The sequence below is a fragment of the Sphingobium herbicidovorans genome (assembly GCF_002080435.1).
In the GTDB taxonomy this organism is placed as follows: Bacteria; Pseudomonadota; Alphaproteobacteria; order Sphingomonadales; family Sphingomonadaceae; genus Sphingobium; species Sphingobium herbicidovorans.
In genome coordinates this window covers 1494599-1513867 of the sequence record NZ_CP020538.1, presented here as the reverse complement: position 1 = coordinate 1513867, position 19269 = coordinate 1494599, and the positions used below count along the sequence as shown (strand labels likewise).

Genomic DNA, 19269 nt, shown 5'->3' with positions numbered 1-19269 from the left:
ACGCCGGCAGCCGCGCGGATCGACGTATTCAAGCAGCCGCCACGACGCCGCCGCCGCGCTGATGACGATCCTGCCCAGCATGATGTTCATCCTTCAATTGTCTGCGCCCCGTCGCACATCGATTTTGATGCGCTCGAGGCGGACCGGGATCCCCGATTGTGCAGGTTGGCCGTGCAGCGGCTCGATTGCATCACCGTCCACAAGCTGATTGACGTTCTGATCGAGCCAACCGTGGTTCACCCAGACCACCCCCTGCCGCAGCGACGGGTCCAGCGCTGCGCGTCCAATCAGCTCGCCCGCAGCCGTGCAGATACGCAGCGTCGCGCCGTCGGAAATAGCGCCTGCTTCGGCAAGGTCCGCGCTGATCGCGATCGCCGGCGGCCCTCCCGCCTCCGCGCCTGCATAATGCACTGAGTTGTTGCTGTTCATCCGCCGCCCGGACACCAGCCTCGGTTCCCCGCTTTGCTCCGCCCAGGCCTTGGCGAGCAGTGCCGGCATCGGCCCCGGCACCAGTCGCCAGCGTCCCTCCTCCAGTACCTTGTCACGCACCCATCCGTACAGCACCGGGGCTGCCACCCCATGGCTTCCAGCGGCGCGCAGCGCGTCCAGCCCGTCGCGCGCATGCGCAGTGAAGCGCCGGAAAATGTCCTCCTCGTCCGCCACCGGCTCATCAAACAGTGGTCGGCCGATCCGATCGCCGATTTGCGCGAACATCCACCAGCTCTGCCGGCGCTCGCCGGCTACCGGGAGCACGGCCGGCGCATAATGACTCCGGTCGCCGAGCAGACTAATGTTAGCCCGCTCCAACTGCCAGGCGGAAGGCAGCACGTGAGTGGCGAGCGCCGTGAGCTCGGTGTCGAAACAATCCACCAGCACCAGCAGGTCTAGCCGGGCAAGCGCCGCGCGCAGCCGCTCCGGCTGCGGCAGCGCGCCGAGCGGATTGGCGCCCGCGAGGATCAGCGCACGGATCTCTCCTGCCTCGATCTCGTCGACCAGCGCTGCGGACGGGCGCTGCCCCACCACCTGGCGCAGTTCCGGCCGGCTACGTGGTCCAGGCGGGGCAGCGCCGTCCGCCGACGCATGACCACGCCACTTGATCGCCTCCATGCGCATCGCACCGCCCGGATTGAAGCGCATGCCGCCGGCCCGATCGAGCGAACCCGTCACGATCAGCAGGGCAAGCCGCAGCCAGTCGGTCACGAAGCCGTTCGGCGCGAACGACACTCCGGTCCCGCCGAGGATTGCCAGCCGCTTGTGGCGGCGGATCGCACCGAGCAGCTCTATCAGGTCTTCCGCCGGCACGTCGGCGGCAGCCGCGACCGCATCGAGCGTAAATGGCTCTACCGCATCGCGCAGCGCCTGCACGTCGGCCGGGGTGCAGGCGGTGGCGAGCTCCTTTTCGTCCGCCCCGTAACGAAGAATCTCCCTGATCAGCCAGGCGAGCACGAAGCCGTCACTGTCGGGGCGCGGCGCTATATGGCGGTTCGCCATCGCGGCCGTCTTCGTCGCGCGCGGATCGATCACCCACAGTTCGCCGCCTCGCGCCCGGAAGTCGCGCAACCGTGCGGTCGGGTTGGCAAAGCCGATCGTGTGCCCATGCGACACGCTGGGATTGGTGCCGATCAGGATCGCGAGCCGCGTGTCGGCATCTTCCGGAGTCCAGTGCGGCAGGAATGGGAACCCGATCACCAGCTCGCACGCCCGCAACACGGACGACATGTCGACCGTATAGGTCGTGTAGCGCTGTGCCGAGCCGATCGCGTCAAACAGGCGCTCGAGGCTCCACCAGCCGAGCGCGTCGACATAGAGACCCATACCCGCATAATGCGCGATGCTGTCGGGGCCGCTTTTCGCCAGCAGCCGTTTAAACCCGCCCGCTATGTCATTGAGGCAGTCTTCCCAGTTGGTCTCACGGCCGCGGATCGACGGCACCGACAGGCGTCCAGCTTGTTCGTGGCGCGTCGGGATTGCTCGGCCCTTGGCGCAGCTATAGCCTCGGGCGACGGGATCGGCGCGGTCGCCGCTGACACGCAGGACGCGACCGCCTTCGATATGGGCAATCAGGCCGCACCCTGCCACGCAACTGCGGCAGATGAATAGCCTCTCCTCCGGAATCGCCACTTAGACGTCCCTTTCTTACCTCTGCCTACTCGCACCTTCTCCTGCAGAAGAGTGCAACAGGGCTGTCTCTTTCAACGCACCATCTTTGATTCAGGGAATAATTTCTCGACCTTCGCCGAAGATCAGCGATGCTTCGCGACTATCAATCGGCCCCTTGAAGCCGCGCCATCCCAGCACATCGCGAGCTTCGGCGGGTGGCAGATGGAGAATGTCCTCGAACTTGGCTGCAAAGATCATGTCTGATTGCTGGCCGATGTCGTAACCATATGTGAGGTTTCGCCACAGCGTCGGCCAGGCACCCGGATAATGCAGCATCGTGCGCGTCATCCATGGGAACATGATGAGCGTGTTAGTGGCCATCAACGCGCCCGCTAGTTCAGGGCTGAGGTAGCGAAAGCAGTTGCCCGTGACTACCCCGGTGATAAAATACTCCGCCACCGATCCGAAGCCGATCTCGCCGAGGATATGGTAGCAGTCGTGCGTCTGCCCCATACGCAAGTTCCAAAAATCGAATGTATTCGCCGGCTTCCAAGTGGGATCGGCGAGCAGCCGCGAGTTCAACTCTGGCGAAAGATCATGCTCTTCCATATATTCGAACAGCTGGCGTCCGACTGATCCCTGGGGATATTCGCGCAGATCCTCCTTGGCGTAGCTCGACATGAACCCTTCGGAGAGCCATCGATCGAAGGCGGGGTTCTTGCACCTTTCTTCTTGGACGAGCCGCTCGACGTGGTCGATATCGCATGTCTCATCGACTGCCTGCATGAGCGTGGGTAGGCCATAAAGCAGTGGATAGTCATGCCCGTTCCGGCGCAGGCTCTCCGTCGAAGTCCACTCGCGCACCCGCGCGTCATTGAGCCAGGGTGAGGAGCTGACAAGCAGGCTGCTCGGGGTGGTGATCTTCCGCCGCCCGTTTAGATAGAAGACGGGACTTCCCGAGGTGATCTCTTCGGCCGCCGTCTGAGGGGAAAGGTTTTTGGGATCAGAATGCGTAGTCATATCTGCTTCTCCAGCATTGGCATCGATCGTTAAGTGCATCGCCGATCATGCGATGGCGAGCAGCCGCTGAATTTCTACGGCACGACCGAAGTCGGGTGACAGCTGTGCGTCGTCTCGGATTGCCTCACCCAGCTCGGTGTAGAGGTTGGCGATTGCGCTCAAAGCCTCACGCGAAGCGAATGACCCAGGATAAGCGGGATAGCGGTCAGGCTCGGACGGGACACCTGGGCATTCGAACTCCGCGCTGATCGGAATCGCCTCAAACGCGCTGCCTTGCCTGGCACCCTGCAACACCACAGATTCGATGGCGGGCAGAGAGGGATCGCGTGTCGCGAGGATGAGCGCCCCCTCCCGACCGTCGATACGCCACGTTGTGCCCATCCCCGTCATCGTTACGCCGGACAGATCGATGTTGAAGAGCGCACCGTTGCTTAGACGGCCGTGAAACTGGAGGTGATCGAAGGCGTCTCTGTCGATTGGCGCACCGGTCTCGTCTAGGGGAGGCAAATGTATCGCTCCCCGCGTCTCGAACTCTTGGATGCCCCCGAAATAATGATCGACGGCATCAAGCAGATGGCCACCGTAAATTGAGCGCAACGTGGTGCCGCCGGACCGGATCGCCATGGCCCGCATGATTGGACCGAACAGCCGCGCGTGCAGATTGATGCTGAAGAGATCTCCCAAATAGCCGTCCGCGATCAGGCGTTGCGCCTGGCGCATAGCCGGCGATCCGCGCATGTGCAGCCCGATCATTGCCTTTAGGCCGCGCTCGACTGCAAGGGCGGCAAGTTCCTCGGCTTGCTCAATGCTGAAGGCGAGCGGCCATTCGCAGTAGACGTGCTTGCCTGCGGTCAATGCAGTGTGCGCGATCTCATAATGGAAAGGCGCCTTTACGCAGATCGCGATCAGATCAACATCGGGGTGACGCGCCAGCTCGGAGGAGTCGGTAAACCATAACGGTGCGCCGAAAGCTTCCGCCGCGGCCCGCGCGGTCTGCTCGCGGGTGGTGCAAACGCCTTCAAGTACGAAATCCGGCAGAAGTTCGATCACCCTGCGGTGCACGCTCGATCCCCAGCCGTAACCGGGATTCGCGCCCACCAAACCAACCCTAATCGCGCTTCCACGCCGCATCTTGCCAGACCTCCTCGCCCTTGCGCTTTTTGAGACTGTACTCCGAGTCTGGTGTGGCGTCCAGCTAGTTGGCGTCAGCGTCTGCGTCAGTCCTTGATGAACTGCACGAGCTCGCGCGCGAGCAGGTCCAGATATAGTGGCGTCTCAGTGGCCGAGATCTCGCCGCGAGCCATCGCAGCGCACGCGGCGGCGATCCGATTAAGAAGCAGCCTGGCACGGACACGCTGTTGCGCCGCGGCTTCGCTCTGACCTTGTGCCCGTCGGAAGCTTTCGCATCCGCCGTCGCCGAGCGCGTTGATTAGGGCCTCCGTATCCTCAAGGATGCGCCCCCGGAACTCTTTCTCAAACAGCTGTAGCTGCGCAATCAGCGGCGTCGCGTAGCGATGCTCGACATGGAAGGCGACGAACCGGCGAAGCCAAGCCTCGACACCCCCAAGCCCGTGCTGCGCAGCTCGCGGCAGGCTCGCGAACAACGCGGCGGACTGAGGTGCGATTTCGTCGTAAATTGCAAAAGCAAGCTCGAGCTTTGATGCAAAATGCATGTAGAATGTTGCTCGACTCACGCCCGCTTGTCGGAAAATGTCCTCCACCCGCGCGTCCGGGTAGTTGGCGTGGGCAAACACATCCCGCGCCGCGAGCAGAATGGCCGCGCGGGTGGCGCTGCGACGCCGGAGTAAGTAAGCAGCGCGGCTGTTCGCTGGCAACAACCTCTTCTCCGCGCAAAGATTGCTCACGTCGTCCCATCTCGTTCTCAATGCACCTGCGCTGCGGTAACCTAGGCCGCACCACAGGCTCAAGCGGATATTGGCGCGGCCCGGCATGGGCTATGATGGGGACGATCATGCGCGCCTGGGTGGAGTGCCGCGTGCGGACGGTCACTGTGTAAGGCGACTGGGAGGCGGCCGAAGGCTTCAAGGAGCGGGCTGGACATTCGATGTCGACGACGCGGTGAAGTGGTTCCGCTGCGTCTGTGGCAGCCGTGACATACAGGCCTGACCAATCCTGATCAGCGAGCGCCCGAAGCCGGTGCGACACGGCCAACTGCGTATCACTTCCGCAACGAGCTGCGAAACCGCCCTCTTGGTATCAAGACGCTGTCGCTGTTCTTTGTACCCTCAATTGCAGATTACCGCATCTATAGCGATCAGGGACCAAAGAAGGGTCCACTCGCCGAGACTTTCGAACGCGAGCACCGCAAGCTCGCGGCCCGTCCCGACTTCAAGACGCTGTTCGTCACCAAGCCGGCCGACGCAGCGGCGGCGTATGGTCGCTATTTCCGCCAGGGACAAGCATTGGCACAAGGTGTTCGACATCAATCTTCATTCGATCTTCTACGCCACGCGCGCCGCCATTCCGCATCTTGCGCTGCGCAAGGGAACGATCGTCAGCAAATCCTCCTTATCTGGCGTGCGCGGGGATTATGGCAGCAACGGCTACTATGCGGCCAAGGCAGGCGTGATCAATCTGACGCGATCCCTTGCGTTGGAGCACGGCGCTGGAGGGCATCCGGGTCAAATGCGTCAGTCCCGGCTTCATCATTATGCGATGCAGGACAGAACGCCCGACGTCGTTTCGGAGATGTAGGCAAAAGCCGCGGTGTTGGAACGCGACGGCCGCGCCGAAGAGATCGCCGCCGTCATCGCATTCATGGCGTCTGACGACGCGTCCTTCATCACCGGGCAGAATATCGTGGCGGATGGTGGCGTGACTGTCGGGACCGGGTCGCCCAACCTGTTCCGTGAGTTCGGATTGTGACCCGCCACTAAAAGCAGCCTTCGACCGGAAGATAATTCCAGGCGAAGGTCCTCTACCCACCCTGCAGGGGATTCTCTGGAGGAAAAGGCGGCACCACCTCAGACGACAGGTTCCGGAACAACCGGCCGTTCGCTAACCGGGTGGTAAACGGCGAAAGTTGGTCGGCACGGGCCTCAAGGCATTTCCTCTTTGGGAGGCAGTTGTTCTTCCGATGGCCAGTTCTGGCCATCGGCGAATGAACATGGAAATGCCTGGATCCGAAATCACATCTTCCAAGCGTCAAGTCTGGAATGCGGGGTGCACTGTCGGTGCGAAACGGGTGCTGAAGCCGAAGCAGATTTGGGAGATCCGCTTCTACCTCAATCAGCACCGCCGCTGCAGGATCGAGCCCTGTTCGACCTGACGATCGACAGTAAGCTACGTGGCGGTGACCTCGTGCAGATGAAATCGGCGACATTGTCACCGGCGGACTAATCCGAACGCGCGCAATCGTGATGCAGCAAAAAACCAGTCGATCGGTTCAATTCGAACTACTCCCTGACGCCCGGGCCAGCCTGTTAGCTTGGCTTGAACGCCGGGGCGGCACCGTGGACGATTATGTCTTTCCAAGTCGCATTAATCACAAAGGTCATCTCGTGCCCGCCAGCGTGCCCGGCTCGTTGATGACTAACTGACCCATGCGGCCCCTTTGACAGGTGGCGCGGCCAGCACAGCCGAGCACTGGGTGCCCTGCTCCCAGAACATTTAAAAAGAACGACACTGTGAAAGAAGCGGCTTGTACAGCCTGATCGTAAACTGTACCGTCAAGTTCATAAAAAGGATTGGGTAGGAGGAATGCGCGCGATCTACCGCTCACTATAAGGACGCGGGGCCGGGAGGCAACCTGACATTCTGGTAGACGTGTTTGCGGGCTTGATCTTGGCCTGCATCATGGCCTCGCTGGATTTTCTCGATCGCAACTTCAACGGGGAGACACGTAAACCGGGCGCAGCCGCACCTTCAGCCTCTTCGGCGCGCCTACGGGCTATGTGCCCGTCCCCGGCCCCGCCCTCCTCGCGAACCCGGCTATCTCACACGTGTCAACATCTGATCTGAGCAAGGAATATACCGGATGAAACCCACCCCATGGAAGCTGGTCATCGTCGTTGGCGCCCTCTGCGGCGCGGGTGCTGCGGCGGCCGGCCAGGATACGTCCAAGGCCTCCGGCGCAACCCTGCTGGTCAATGACAGCGATGCCCTCGGCCAGCAGGGCGACGACAGGCTCGCTCTGGCCGAGGCGATCCGCCTCGCTAATGGCGGCCTGGCGCTGGCGCAACTGTCCGTCAGCGAACGGCGGCAGGTGCGGGGCGTGCCAGGAGTAGGGCGGGCCGACCGGATACGCTTCGCGGTGAAGGAACGCGTCGTCCGCTTCCCGCTCCAGATTGCGAAAAAGCCAGAGATGGATTTCGCTGTCCTCCAGACAAAGTCCTTCATGCCTGTCCTCGCCGGCAATGGTGGCGACGAGATTGACGGAAAGGGGGTGCGATTCACCAATGGGCCTGACGATGCGACTGACACGGTCAACGCTCAGACCCTGACCAGCGGCGCACCGCTGGGAGGCGCTGCCCTCGTTATTGAAAGCTCCGACTTCACCATTCGCAATGCACAGTTTGAGCGTTTCATCGACGGCCTAATCTTCCGTCCCGCGACCGGCGCGGCTAGCATGACCAATGTCCGCGTCATTAATAACCAGTTTCACAAGGGTGGCGGCATTGCTTTTAGCGGCGTCAGCGCGGGACATGAGCGGAGCGCATTGCGCAACATCCTGATCGAAGGGAATACGTTCCTTGGCCCCGCGCATTTCGGCGGCAGCTTTCCCAGTAAGCTGCACACAGCTATCGCAGTGACAGGCGCGACCGCTGCCGTGGCGAAGGGCGCGGCCACGGCGAAGGATGTCGTCGTCGAGGATGTCCAGATATCGCGCAACACCGTTCGCGCCTTTGCGGGCGGGGTGCAGGTGCAGCCACTTCAGACTCTCTTCGCCGCCAACCGTGGCGCTGTGCTCAACCGCCTCCACATCTCTGGAAACGATATCGCTCTCGATCCCGAGGCAGGAGATCCCGCCGTCTATATCTGGGGCGCGGTTTCGGTGAATGGGCAGGTGTCTGATGTGCGCGTCACCGGCATCCGCATCGAGAATAACAAGGTGCTGGGTAATGGCCATGTGCTGTTCATTGCCGGTGTGGAAGCGCTGATGGGGGGGATGTCGCGACCCGCAACATCCATATGGAAGATATCCGGATTGCGCAGAACAGGATCGCGTCCCTTAAATCCTGCTCCTATGGCATCACCACCATCGCAGCTTTCCCAGAAATGGGCGGCCCGCCTGCGACCGGCTTGTCCCTGAAGAATGTGCGGGTCGTAGGCAACACCATCGAAGGATGCGCGATCGGCGCCTTCTCCGCTCCTGTGCTAAATGTGGGCGCTCCCGGTGCCAGTTCCGGCAATGAAATTGCAGGCCTCAGCTACGAAGGCAACAGCATCAGCGGGGCGGAGACTGGCATCGTTGTGACCGGCGGCGCGCTGACGGCGGAGAAGTTTAAGGGATCAGCGGCCATTCACCGGAACCGCCTCTCGGAAGTCATAGTGAGGGACAATCGGATCGGAGCCTCGAAGCGTGGCATACTCGTCGCGGGAGCCTTTGCTTCCGGAGAGGGTGCCGGAACGCTGAGCGGCAATGTGGTGGGCTTGGTGGATGTCGCTGGCAACCGGATGAAGGCGGGCCAGTCCGCCCCGCTGTGCCACATCCGGGCGGAGTTTAGTCAGCGAAGCAGCGCATCGATGGTCGGCAACCGGGTCAAGGGTGGCGGACCGGATTGCGTCGAGGGCCCGTCCTCCTAAGGTGTATTTCGTTGAATCCTGCGAGCGTCCGATACTTAAGGCACCCATCCAAAAGGCGATCATTGATGCGGCCCGCTGTCACGGTTGAAGGTGGCTAGCTCAGCGCCGTGCCAAACAAGTGATGTCACACCTCATCTTTTCTTCAGTCTGAGGTTTGAAACAGCTTGGGCCTCGCTTTTTAGGCTGGTGTGTCGAAACGGACGAATATAGCCAACCGGTAGGTCGGCAGCAGGAGCATTGGCTTGAGACAGAAGACAGAGGCGAAGCGCCAGCAGATAATGGCCGGGGCTGCACGCGTTTTTGAACAGCGTGGGTACCAAGGCACGACGCTCAACGACATCGCTCGAGAAGTCGGCTGCTCCAAAGTCACGATCTACAATTATTTCAAATCGCGCGAGGATCTGCTGAAAGCGATCATCGTTGAAGGCGCGCGCCCGACGATGGATCATCTTAGGGCTCAGCTGGCTGGTGAAGGCGCCTTGATCGACCGTCTCAGGGCTTTTGGGCGCACCTACCTCATCCTCGTGATGAACGCTTATTCTCTTGCGATGATGCGGCTCATGATTGCTGAAAACGACAATTTTGCCGATATCTTCGCAGAGGGAAGCGAACATGACATCTGGCTCCATGTAAGCGCCGCGATCGAGGCCGAAACTGACGGCGAACTGGTGGACGCAGGCGAACTTGCCGCAGCACTGCGCGCCCTGTTGCACGGGGGCTCTCATTATCAATGTCTTATAGGTGCCCAAACGCCGCCCGAAATTGACGCACTCATTGCAGAGGCGGACCAGGCGATCGACATCATTTCAGGTTGTCTGAAGACGTGAACCCAGATGCAAAAAGCCGCTTGACGACGTCGTCCAAAACTGTACCCATGGGTTCATAACATAACTGCCCTAGGGAGGATGTGCGACGATGATCCGCTCACCATAGCCGGCCCGGCTCCTCTACATCACCGCAATACACAGCACATCGACGCCGAACAGAATGTATCGGCGATCGGGCAAGCATGCCCGAAAAGGGGGGTATAATGAAATTGGACCGGGTCACTCTTTTCTGTTCGACGGCAGTCGGTGTCCTCGTGTTTGCCTTGGCGGCTACACCTGCGCTGGCGCAGTCCGATGCGCTAGATCCATCAATTACTGCAGAAATCATTGTGACGGCGCAAAAGCGTGAGGAGCGCTTGATCGACGTTCCGCAATCTATCAACGTCGTCACCGGACGGGATATTGAACGCTTCAACCTGTTCAACTTCGCCGACATACAAAAGCTTGTCCCCGGCCTCGATATCAGCGGCGGCACGGTCTCTCTGCGCGGTGTGAAATTCAACGCACTCAGCCTCACCCGACCGACCGTGGACATCTATTTCAACGAAGTGTTGTCGGAGCGCGCGGCGCAGATCCAGTCGCAATATGACGTTGGCCAAATCGAGGTGCTGCGCGGCCCTCAAGGAACACTCCGTGCGGGCACCGGGCCCTCAGGCGCGATTCTGATCGGCACAAGGCGAGCATCGCTGACAGATGTCGAGGGCTATCTGATGGGCAGCCTGACGAACCTTCATACGGTGAACATTCAGGGCGCTTTTTCCCTTCCCATTGTCCGAGACAAGCTCGGCCTGCGCGTGGCCGGGCTTTACGAAAAAGGACGCGGCGCCGATGTGCGCGGCGTTGTCAATGACATCCGCGACCGATCTGAAACATGGAGCGGCCGCGCAAGCGTCGCCTGGGCGCCCACGCCCGATCTGCGGTTCGACCTTGTCCACCAGGAACTGGACGCAGATGCGATCGCGCTAGCCCAGGTAGAGGGCACGGGCGAGTTCGGGACGATTTCGGCTCGCGACCGCCGGTCGGTAGCGGACGGAGCGAACCGTAACGGCACCCGCACGTCCATCACGACCTTGAATGCCTCCTGGGATCTGCCCGGTCACCGCCTTAGCTATATCGGTGGACGGCAGACGACCACCTATGATCTTGTACAAGATCTCGATACCGGCAACGGTCTACTCAGCACGCCATTCTTCCGGCTACCAGTGGAGCTGTACAACAATACAGTCTCGCGCACACGCGTGTGGACGCATGAACTTCGGCTCGAGCGAACCGGCGAACATTTCTGGAATTATCGAGTGGGCATCTACCGCCAGAACACCAATCTGGATGCGCGCGTGCTGATTGACTTCACGGGAGCGAATGGTAACTGCCTTGCTGCGCCCGGTCCGCTTGCCGCTTTTGGTTTGCCCTGTACCCAGGTGGACACAAGCGACGCGCCACACCAGATTGAGATGGGCTATTTCACAACCCATCGCTTCACCTTCACCCCAGATGACATCGTGGAGGTGGGCGCACGCCGATCGACAACTCCGTTTGGTAACGCCTGGACCGGTAGCGCCAGCTACACTCACCAGTTCCATGATGATCTCTCCGTTTATGCCAGTTGGGGCCGCGGATTTCGTCCTGGGGGTGACGAACAGTTCCTGATCGAAAGCAATCCGCAAATCCCGGCGAACGAGTTCGGCTATCGCGCGGAGAAGTCGGATTCCTTCGAAGTCGGCGTGAAGGGCCTGTTCTTCGATGATCGCCTGTCCTTCACCCTAGCTGGATATTATCAGAAGTTCGATGGCTTCATCTCGAACGTGCAGGGCATCGTCTGCACGGGCAATCCCAACGGTATCGGCCTGATCCCCGGAACGGTCTTTGCGACGCGTGATGGCTTGCCGCCCGATGGCACCAATCCCTGCGGTTCCGGCAGCCTGGGTCCGACCTATAATGGGGACGCCAGCGTACGCGGAATCGAACTCGATATGCGCCTCGTCATGATGGCGGGGTGGACTTCTCAATTCACCGCCAGCTACGCCAATGCGCATTTCGACAACGCGGCGATCCCATGCAACGATTATAACGGGGATGGAGAGCCGGACACCAATGGAATACCAGCCGTCCAGGCGGGCCGCTATTTCAGCCGCTGCAACTCCCGCGCTTCACTTGGATCCCTGCCGAAGTGGCAGATCAGCGCCAACACCGAATATAGCGTTGCGCTGGGCAAGAGTGCGAGCGGATATATTCGTGGGCTCGTTAACTATGCACCGAGCGCCGAAGATTCGAACGATGGTCGCGTCGTCCCGTCAACGTTCAGGGCTGATGCCTTCGCCGGCGTTACCTTCACCCGCCTCAATGCATCGATCGAAGTCTTCGGTCGCAACATTTTCAATGAACGAACACGGGTTGCCGCCGGTGGCCCGATCTTTAGCCTGTTCGGTGCGCCCACCGGCTATTCGCCCGTGACGGTTCGCCGGCCGCGTGAAGTGGGGGTGCTCGCCCGGGTGAACTTCTGATCCAGGAAGGAACTATCCATGTACTCTTCACCTCGCCTGATGCCGTTGTCGAGTTTGACTGCCTTCGCCTTGCTGCTGCCCACCGTTGCGCTTGCAGCTGAGAAGCAGGCGACTTCCGCTGCCTCGCACGCCGCGCCCGTCCGCGTCGTTGACGGCGTGCCGCTCTACCCGGTCGGCACGCCCGGCCTCACCAAGGAGGAACGCCGCGCACGCAACCTCTACATGGCGCGCCAAGGCATTGAAGGCTATCGTGTGGCCTACAAGACCCACAGCTTCCCTGCTCCTCTGCCCGGGGACGAAAAGCTATCGGCATGGGCGCCGAACGCCACCTTGGACCTTGCCGGGTCAGGCCCGATGCCGGTGCAGCACGGCGACCCCGCGGAAGGAGTAAAATTCGGTCTCGTAGAGGCGAAGGTGTTCTGGCGCGGTACGCCTGACTGGCGGATCACGGATTACCACATCACGGGAGATGAAAATGTGGTGATCAGTGCTACCAAGTATGAAGGTACGATGAAGGACGGCAGCAAGCCCCATACCTGGGTCACTGACATCCATTATTTTGATGAGCTGGGGCGCAAAACCAAGTGGATCGAACCTGTTTCCAACAATGCTGTTCAGGAGAGTTGGATCAAGCAGGGTGGATACAGTAACTATATGGAGGGCTTGGTCGCCGAACTAAAGGCTGCCAACCTGCCCGTGCCACCCGCCCTCTCCATGGGGATGGAGGTGATCAATAATCAAAATAGGAAAAGCGGGCAAAGACAGCGGTAGTCAGCTGATCGGCGTAAGTGACCGCGTTTACACTTCTGGCAGCCACGTGGAAGAGGTGTTGTAGTGTTGCTAGCCCCCCCACAATCAAGGCGCTTTTGACAGCCTTATGATATTCCGCTCGGCTGCAGTTCCGGTTGGTTGACAGTCTGCGTCACCGGCGCGGACTTCGCCATCGGATTGGCAAGGTCACGCAGATCAAGCCGAACTTCTCGATCACCGAGGTGTTCGGCGTGATTGCGGAAATCCGCCAGCCGCCGCCTCAATATGTCGCAGCCGCTGCTGTCAGTCCTATAAGCTCCACCAAATCGTAACACGGCTCGGATTTGGCGCTCTGCCGATCGTCGGCTTCGACAGGTACGATTGACGGCTTTCCGCATGACCGGACATTTATCCGTGCGGTGGCAATGACCAAGGTTGGTCGGCTTCTGCTAATGCTACCGGATGGAAATTGCCGCCGACTCGCAGACATGCGGCATGCTGGAGCACCTCCTCGAAAGCTGCCATAGGTTCAGCTAGGCGTCCGGATAAGTAATCGCCAGCTGGCAAAGGCCGAGGGGCCACGAGGGATAACGATTGTTTGGAAATCGGCGCGAACCGGGCAGCGATACTGGAAGCGACGATCGTGACCGTGGCGTATGTGTGCTTTACCGCCCGACAGTGGAAGCGATAGTTGGCGACGAGGCATCGAGCCGCTGGGCGATCAGCGGGAGCCCTTATCGCCGCCCGCCTCTTGATCGGTCTTTGCTAGAAGCGGCTCCCTGTTGCGATTAGGATCGCGCAGGCATGACGCAGCACATATTCTTCTCCTGGCAGATCGACCGATTGCCCTTGACCGGGCGAAATCTGATCGAGCGCGCGCTCGGCGACGCAATTGCGGCGATCAAAGCCGACGCCGAGATCGATCCGGCGCACCGCGAACTGGCGATCGACCGCGATACCAGCGGCGTGCCCGGCTCGCCGCCGCTGGTCGAGACGATCTTTGCCAAGGTCGATGCCGCCACCGCCTTCCTCTCCGACCTGACCTATGTCGCGACCCGGTCCGATGGCCGTCTCATGCCCAACCCTAATGTCCTGCTCGAACATGGCTGGGCGCTGCGCGCGCTCAGCTGGCGGCGGATCATCTCGGTGATGAACATCGCCCATGGTTCGCCCGAGGACCATCCGCTGCCGTTCGACCTGCAGCATTTTCGGCGGCCAATCCTATACAACTGCCCTGACGATGCCGATGAGGCGGAACGGCGCGCTGCGCGTGTCGGTCTGGCCCTTGGCCTTCGCGACGCGCTGCGGGCGATCTTAAATGATGCGGTGGTCGCCGCGCCAGCGGCAGCACCGGCCGAACCGCATCCGCTCGATGTCGACCTGCTCGGCAAGGTCCGTGATCAGTTTCCGGTCAGGCTCCAGCGTTTCTTCCACGACCACAATTTCGGCGAGCCGTTCCGTCGCGATATCCTGAACCCGCTTTACGAGATGAACGAGGACTGGCGCGGCGCGCGGTTCGAGTTCCACGATCGCGCGCTGCAGGCCGCCTGGGCCGAGGTGCGCGCGCGGGCGGAGGCGCTCGGCAATCTTACCGGCCAATATCTCTTCGTGCTCGACGCCAATATCGCGCTCTGCTCGCCCAAGACCGACGAGGATCGTCGCCGTGGCACCCAACCATCGACCGTTCGCGCGGTGGACGAGATGAACAAGGCGGCGACCGCCTTCGCCGGCGCGCTCGACGCCTTCGAGCGTGTCGCGCGAGATCGGGTGCGGGTTGCCGCCGGGGTGGTCGCGGCGCCACCCGCTGCCGCCGCCGATCCATGGGAAGCGGCGAAGGCGCTGCTCGAACGGCTCGGCAATGACGAGGTGACCGGCCGCGTGCCCGGCATCGTCAGCAAGCCGAGCGTGAAGATCCGGCTGGTGCCGGCGATCATTGCCGAACGCCCGCGTCTTGTGCCAGCGCAAGTCGCCAAGGCGCAGCTGCAGTTCGCGCCCGATGTCCATGCGCGTGTCGCGACCGATGCCGATGGCGATCAGTGGTGGAGTGCCGACGTGCCGCGCAATGTCGGCAAGCCCAATGTTGAATCTCGCTGGCGGACCCGCCTCGTGCGGCCGGGCGCGATCGAGTTCGAGGCGACAATCGGATCGCGGATCGATGATGATCCCCGCATCCTGGTCGATGGCCGCGACCTCGAAGGCCGCATCGTCGCGGGGGTCGAGCGACTGGCGGTGTGCCTGGCAGAAGTGGGGCTTGGCGGCCCGGCGCTGCTGGCGATCGGCTTCGACGGCGTCGAGGATGTCGAGCTGACCCGCGCCCGGGGCGGCGGTCGCCTGATCCGGCGGCCTGGCTTCTTGCTCCCCGTCGTCGAACTGGCGGACCCCCTCGCGCAACCCGGCAATCAGCTGAACGAGGCCTTCGATATTCTTTGGCAAACCTCGGGCTGGGGCGATGGTTCGCCGTCCTTTGGTCGCGACATCTGGGATGGCTATGCCGGCACCGACGACGCCGCGGCACGCTGAGCGACATGATCGAGGTTCCGCTCGGCAGGTTCGACATCTACGCACTCGCACTGCCGCACGGCCATGGTTTTGGTGATCGCATCCCGCACGAGGCTTGGGAAGCCGACGACGGCAAGGCCCTGGCCATCATCACGCGTCACGCCGATCATGGCGATCTCGGACTGATCGTCATGCGGCGTCGGACCGACGGTGTCTGGGCGAGGACCTGTGACCTGCTGGGTCTTGCCGATATCGACACGGCGCGCGATCGCGCGCGTGTCGAGCTGCGCGAGGGTGAGCCGCCCGAACAAGTGCCATCCGGCATCCAGCGGCGAACAGCGCTGTACGATGTCGAAGGGCGCGAGCCGAGCGAGATTTTCAAGATGCTGACGGCGAAGAGCCATCGCAATGTCGCCTGGCTGCTCAACCAGCTCTATCTTTCGCTACCGCGCCCCGATCGCAACTGGGCCGCCGACTGCCAGACCGGGAATTTCCATACCCGGCTCTGGGAGGCACAGCTCCTTGCCTCGTTCCGCGAGCAGGGCCTGCTGGTGACGCAGCCCATGGAATTCCCGGACTTCCGCATCGAGAATCGCAAGGGCGGCACCGCCTGGGTCGAGGCGGTCACCGCCAATCCGCAGGAGCGTTTCGAACCGGTCGGTGCCATGCCATCGATCCAGCCCGAGGAGAATGAAGAACTGTTTTTCGGAACGGCCGCCCTGCGCTTCGCCAAGACCATCGGCAGCAAGCTGCAGCGTCGCTACGCCGAGATGGACCATGTCGCAGGGCACCCCTTTGCGATCGCACTCGCCGATTTCCATGCCCCGGGATCGATGGTCTGGAGCCGTGAAGCCCTGCTCGGCTATCTCTATGGCTTCGGCGCGGAAGCGATCGAGATCGATGGTAAGCGCGTTGCCGCCGGCTATGAGGTCGAGCGACTGCTCGGTCCCTCGGAATTTCCGGCGGGGTTGTTTCGCGATGATGTCCATGCCGAGCTGTCAGCGGTTATCTTCACCAATGCCTGCGCGCTCAGCAAATTCAACCGCGTCGCGCTGAGCCGCGGCATGCAGTCCCATGTCGGCCGCTATGTACGATATGGGCGCTTCTACGATCGCAATCCTGGCGCGCTTGAAGGCATTCCCTTCTGTCTTGATGTACTTTCCGACGAGTACCGCACGCTCTGGCCGCAGGGTTGGGAACCCTGGTGCGCCGAACTGGAAGTCTTTCACAACCCGTTCGCGCGCCATCCATTGCCGACCGAACTGCTCCCCGAGGCCAGCCACTGGCTGGAGGTCGATGGCGCGATGGACTGCCGCCACTACTATGACACCGGCATTCTCTGGTCGCGCTCGCTGATCATGGCAGCCGACGACCCCATGCCGACCTATGAGACCTTGCCCGCCTGGTTCGAGGATCTCGCGCGCCGACGCGCGGCGCGTGAGATGCCGGACACGTGATCAGTCGCCGGCCGGCTCGGCGCCGGCGTTCAGAGGATGAGTTCCGTTCGGGTCTTCCTCGACGATCACCCAGAAGGTCCGCTGCGGAATGAACCCGCCATATTGCATGCCCCAGTCCACTACGCGCGATACCGTGATGTCGCTCCCCACGGGGATCGGGATCTGCATGTGGGCGGCATCGAGCGCCTCTTCGATCGTGGTACCGGTTCCTTCAAAACATGCTGGCGCCATCTTCCGTCTCCCTGCTCGTCAGCAAAGTCGCCGGGCGTCCCAGCCCGGACTGAAATCGACGAGCCGCACCACGCGGTTCGGCTCGGCATAGCGAAGGAAATCGAGACCCGCCTCGAGCTGGGCGCAAATCTCGGCTTCCATGAACGGGTGACACTTGCCCTCGACGAAGGTGCCGCTGATCGTCACGTCGTACGCGGCAAGCCCTTCGATCGCCGCCTTGGCTGCTTGCGGATCAGTGCCGGCCCGGATGCTGCCGATCCACTCGCCGGCGATCAGCGGAAAGATGAGGTTGCGCGGCTGCGTGTCTACGATCGTGCGCAGCTTCGCGTTGGCAAATTCGGGGAAGGTCGGAACTCCCGCACCGATGCCGTTCGCCCAGGCGAGCAGCAAGCCCGCCCGTGCCGCCAGCCCGACATCGGCGACATAGAGAAATTCAGGTTCACCGACCACGACGGTCTCGGGACCGGAGCCGAGATCAGCGGTGTTAAACGCGCGCACGAGATGGAGTTCGAGCGAGCGGACCTGCAACGCCGGAGCACCCTGGGGGAGCCCCGCATTGATCCATGCCTCGACCGCCTGCCGGGGATCGGCGGCCGGGGCGATCGCGGCATGGAACGCTCCTTCATCGCCAGGATGCAGCATCGCGGCGAGCGCGGATGTCACCGGTGCAGAGCTGTCGGCAGTCGTCGGCATGTCGCTTTCCTATCTGCGCCGTTCGCGAGCTTCGGCAGGCGCATCGCCACGTTTGGGCTCCTCGGCATCGGGAACGACGTCGATCCAGTTGCGCTCGCGCACCGCCTTGAAGTCGGAGGCGCGCTGCGGCGCCAGCATCACGCGCGCTTGCTGGCGCCAGGCGTGATAATTTTCGAGGCCGACCGCGAGCTGCAGCGAATAGTCGAGCGACTGCTTGCCAGCGAGGAACGGCTCATTGGGCTTGAGATTACGAAAGAAACGCCGCACCGCCGAATCTTCCTGCGCCGTCGGGTTCGCCGCGTTGAAGTTGGGTGGCACAAATGGAAGCTGGCGGCTTCGCTCGGCCGAGGTCCAGTCTGGACCGCCATCGAGCGCGCGGCCATGGCATGCGAGGCAGCCCGAGCGCGGATTGTCGACCGGCCCGTTGACGCGGCCGAACAGGCCGAGATCGGTGCCGAGGCCCGGCGTCTGCGACCGGATCGCGCGATAATGTTCGACGACCACCGGATTCATCCAGCCCTCGACGGGCTTGGCACCGGTCTTCACCTTGATCGGTCCGAGGTCCGGATCATTGCCCCACATCAGCCCGACCGGCGTCAGATTCTTGAAGGCGAATGGGCGCGGCGCTTGCGGATCGCCGAGATACATGAACGTCCCGAACAGCCAGCCGGTCATCGCATTGGCCCGCGCATCACGCACACCGACGTCGAGTTGCAGCAGCCGCACGGTCTTGGCGGTCCCGCGCGGCGCGGCGCGCCATTCGAGCGAGCCCTTGAGATAGGTCACCTGTGCGGGGTCGGCATCGGTGAACAACAATTTGCACGAGACCGATCCGACCGGAAAATCGACGGCAGCGGGTTGTGGATTGCCCCGGTTCGCCCAGACCTTCGAAAAGGCCCAGGCACCGAGGTCGTTGTAATAGCCGACTGCGACATTGCTCGCACCGCCATGCCCGACTGCCAGTTCGCCCACGACCGAGCCGCGTTCGTTGGTCAGGCCGCGGATCGGCTCGCGCGCCAGCCAGGGTGCATGATACCATTTCGTGCTGCCCCCGAACTGAAAGTCGCGGCCCTCGGCATCCGCCAAGCAATAGTCGAGCACGCTGCGCAGATAGGCTTCGGGCTGCTGCCGGAAGTCGATCGCATCCCAGGGCATGGCGCGCGCGGCAGGGCGCGTCTTCGGGAAATCGACGTTGAGCTGGAATTTTCCGGTCTCCCCGGCCGGAACCGGATACCGCGTATATTCGAGGAATTTCGCTTCCGCAGCCGGATCGGAGGCCGGTTGTGCCGCTGCATCTCCCAGCGGTCCACGCAGAATGGCGGCTGAGCCCAGAATGAGGGCACCCGCACCAACAACTAAGGCCAAACTCCGCATCGCTTACTCCCCCAAAGCAACGCTGAAGTGATCAGGCTCTCACCTTATGAT

The 19269-nt window shown here is 62.0% G+C and carries 15 protein-coding genes and 2 pseudogenes; 10 read left to right on the top strand and 7 right to left on the bottom strand.

What is annotated here, in order from left to right; all coding sequences use genetic code 11:
- Positions 1 to 93 precede the first annotated feature (93 nt).
- The 4 genes from B6S01_RS07350 to B6S01_RS07335 all read right to left on the bottom strand — a co-directional run bounded on the left by B6S01_RS07350 (position 94) and on the right by B6S01_RS07335 (position 4985).
- The gene (locus B6S01_RS07350; protein WP_081570328.1) at positions 94 to 2121 is read right to left on the bottom strand and encodes a molybdopterin-containing oxidoreductase family protein; all 2028 of its coding nucleotides are present in this window, start codon (positions 2119 to 2121) and stop codon (positions 94 to 96) included.
- 90 nt (positions 2122 to 2211) lie between these two features.
- Positions 2212 to 3159 (bottom strand): hypothetical protein, encoded by a 948-nt coding sequence (locus tag B6S01_RS07345; RefSeq protein ID WP_051908188.1) that lies wholly within the window; start codon positions 3157 to 3159, stop codon positions 2212 to 2214.
- A gap of 6 nt (positions 3160 to 3165) precedes the next feature.
- Positions 3166 to 4218, bottom strand: coding sequence for a Gfo/Idh/MocA family protein (locus B6S01_RS07340; protein ID WP_062792988.1), 1053 nt, complete (start codon positions 4216 to 4218; stop codon positions 3166 to 3168).
- 119 nt (positions 4219 to 4337) lie between these two features.
- Entirely contained in the window at positions 4338 to 4985 is a 648-nt protein-coding gene (locus B6S01_RS07335; protein WP_037465090.1) for a TetR/AcrR family transcriptional regulator, read from the bottom strand.
- A 529-nt stretch (positions 4986 to 5514) separates the two neighbouring features.
- On the opposite strand from B6S01_RS07335, the pseudogene B6S01_RS07330 reads away from it, so the two are divergent.
- The 10 genes and pseudogenes from B6S01_RS07330 to B6S01_RS07285 all read left to right on the top strand — a co-directional run bounded on the left by B6S01_RS07330 (position 5515) and on the right by B6S01_RS07285 (position 16920).
- Positions 5515 to 6006: pseudogene (locus tag B6S01_RS07330) on the top strand (SDR family NAD(P)-dependent oxidoreductase).
- Positions 6007 to 6247: 241 nt separating this feature from the next.
- Positions 6248 to 6673: pseudogene (locus tag B6S01_RS21585) on the top strand (tyrosine-type recombinase/integrase); the annotation flags it as partial.
- Between the two features lie 444 nt (positions 6674 to 7117).
- The gene (locus B6S01_RS07315) at positions 7118 to 8392 is read left to right on the top strand and encodes a hypothetical protein (protein ID WP_081570324.1); all 1275 of its coding nucleotides are present in this window, start codon (positions 7118 to 7120) and stop codon (positions 8390 to 8392) included.
- Positions 8383 to 8886 (top strand): hypothetical protein, encoded by a 504-nt coding sequence (locus B6S01_RS07310; protein ID WP_197689929.1) that lies wholly within the window; start codon positions 8383 to 8385, stop codon positions 8884 to 8886. Before B6S01_RS07315 ends, B6S01_RS07310 begins: the two co-directional genes overlap by 10 nt.
- Before the next feature lie 242 nt (positions 8887 to 9128).
- Positions 9129 to 9713, top strand: coding sequence for a TetR/AcrR family transcriptional regulator (locus tag B6S01_RS07305; RefSeq protein WP_156103340.1), 585 nt, complete (start codon positions 9129 to 9131; stop codon positions 9711 to 9713).
- Positions 9714 to 9916: 203 nt separating this feature from the next.
- On the top strand, positions 9917 to 12214 hold the full coding sequence (locus tag B6S01_RS07300) for a TonB-dependent receptor (RefSeq protein ID WP_037464325.1): 2298 nt from the start codon (positions 9917 to 9919) through the stop codon (positions 12212 to 12214).
- 18 nt (positions 12215 to 12232) lie between these two features.
- Positions 12233 to 12985, top strand: coding sequence for a hypothetical protein (locus tag B6S01_RS07295; RefSeq protein WP_156479353.1), 753 nt, complete (start codon positions 12233 to 12235; stop codon positions 12983 to 12985).
- Positions 12986 to 13119: 134 nt separating this feature from the next.
- The gene (locus tag B6S01_RS21020; protein WP_156103341.1) at positions 13120 to 13296 is read left to right on the top strand and encodes a hypothetical protein; all 177 of its coding nucleotides are present in this window, start codon (positions 13120 to 13122) and stop codon (positions 13294 to 13296) included.
- A gap of 472 nt (positions 13297 to 13768) precedes the next feature.
- Positions 13769 to 15484 (top strand): hypothetical protein, encoded by a 1716-nt coding sequence (locus tag B6S01_RS07290; protein WP_051908193.1) that lies wholly within the window; start codon positions 13769 to 13771, stop codon positions 15482 to 15484.
- A 5-nt stretch (positions 15485 to 15489) separates the two neighbouring features.
- Positions 15490 to 16920: a hypothetical protein gene (locus B6S01_RS07285; RefSeq protein ID WP_037464330.1), complete on the top strand. Its 1431-nt coding sequence runs from the start codon at positions 15490 to 15492 to the stop codon at positions 16918 to 16920.
- Here the strand turns inward: B6S01_RS07285 and B6S01_RS07280 are convergent, their stop codons facing one another.
- The 3 genes from B6S01_RS07280 to B6S01_RS07270 are packed head-to-tail and all read right to left on the bottom strand — an operon-like array spanning position 16921 to position 19218.
- The gene (locus B6S01_RS07280; protein ID WP_051908194.1) at positions 16921 to 17151 is read right to left on the bottom strand and encodes a hypothetical protein; all 231 of its coding nucleotides are present in this window, start codon (positions 17149 to 17151) and stop codon (positions 16921 to 16923) included.
- Between the two features lie 18 nt (positions 17152 to 17169).
- Complete coding sequence (locus B6S01_RS07275; protein WP_081570321.1) at positions 17170 to 17844, bottom strand: hypothetical protein; 675 nt, start codon at positions 17842 to 17844, stop codon at positions 17170 to 17172.
- Between the two features lie 9 nt (positions 17845 to 17853).
- Positions 17854 to 19218 carry a hypothetical protein gene (locus B6S01_RS07270; RefSeq protein WP_051908196.1) on the bottom strand — a complete coding sequence of 455 codons (1365 nt, stop codon included), beginning with the start codon at positions 19216 to 19218 and terminating at the stop codon, positions 17854 to 17856.
- Between the last annotated feature and the right edge of the window lie 51 nt (positions 19219 to 19269).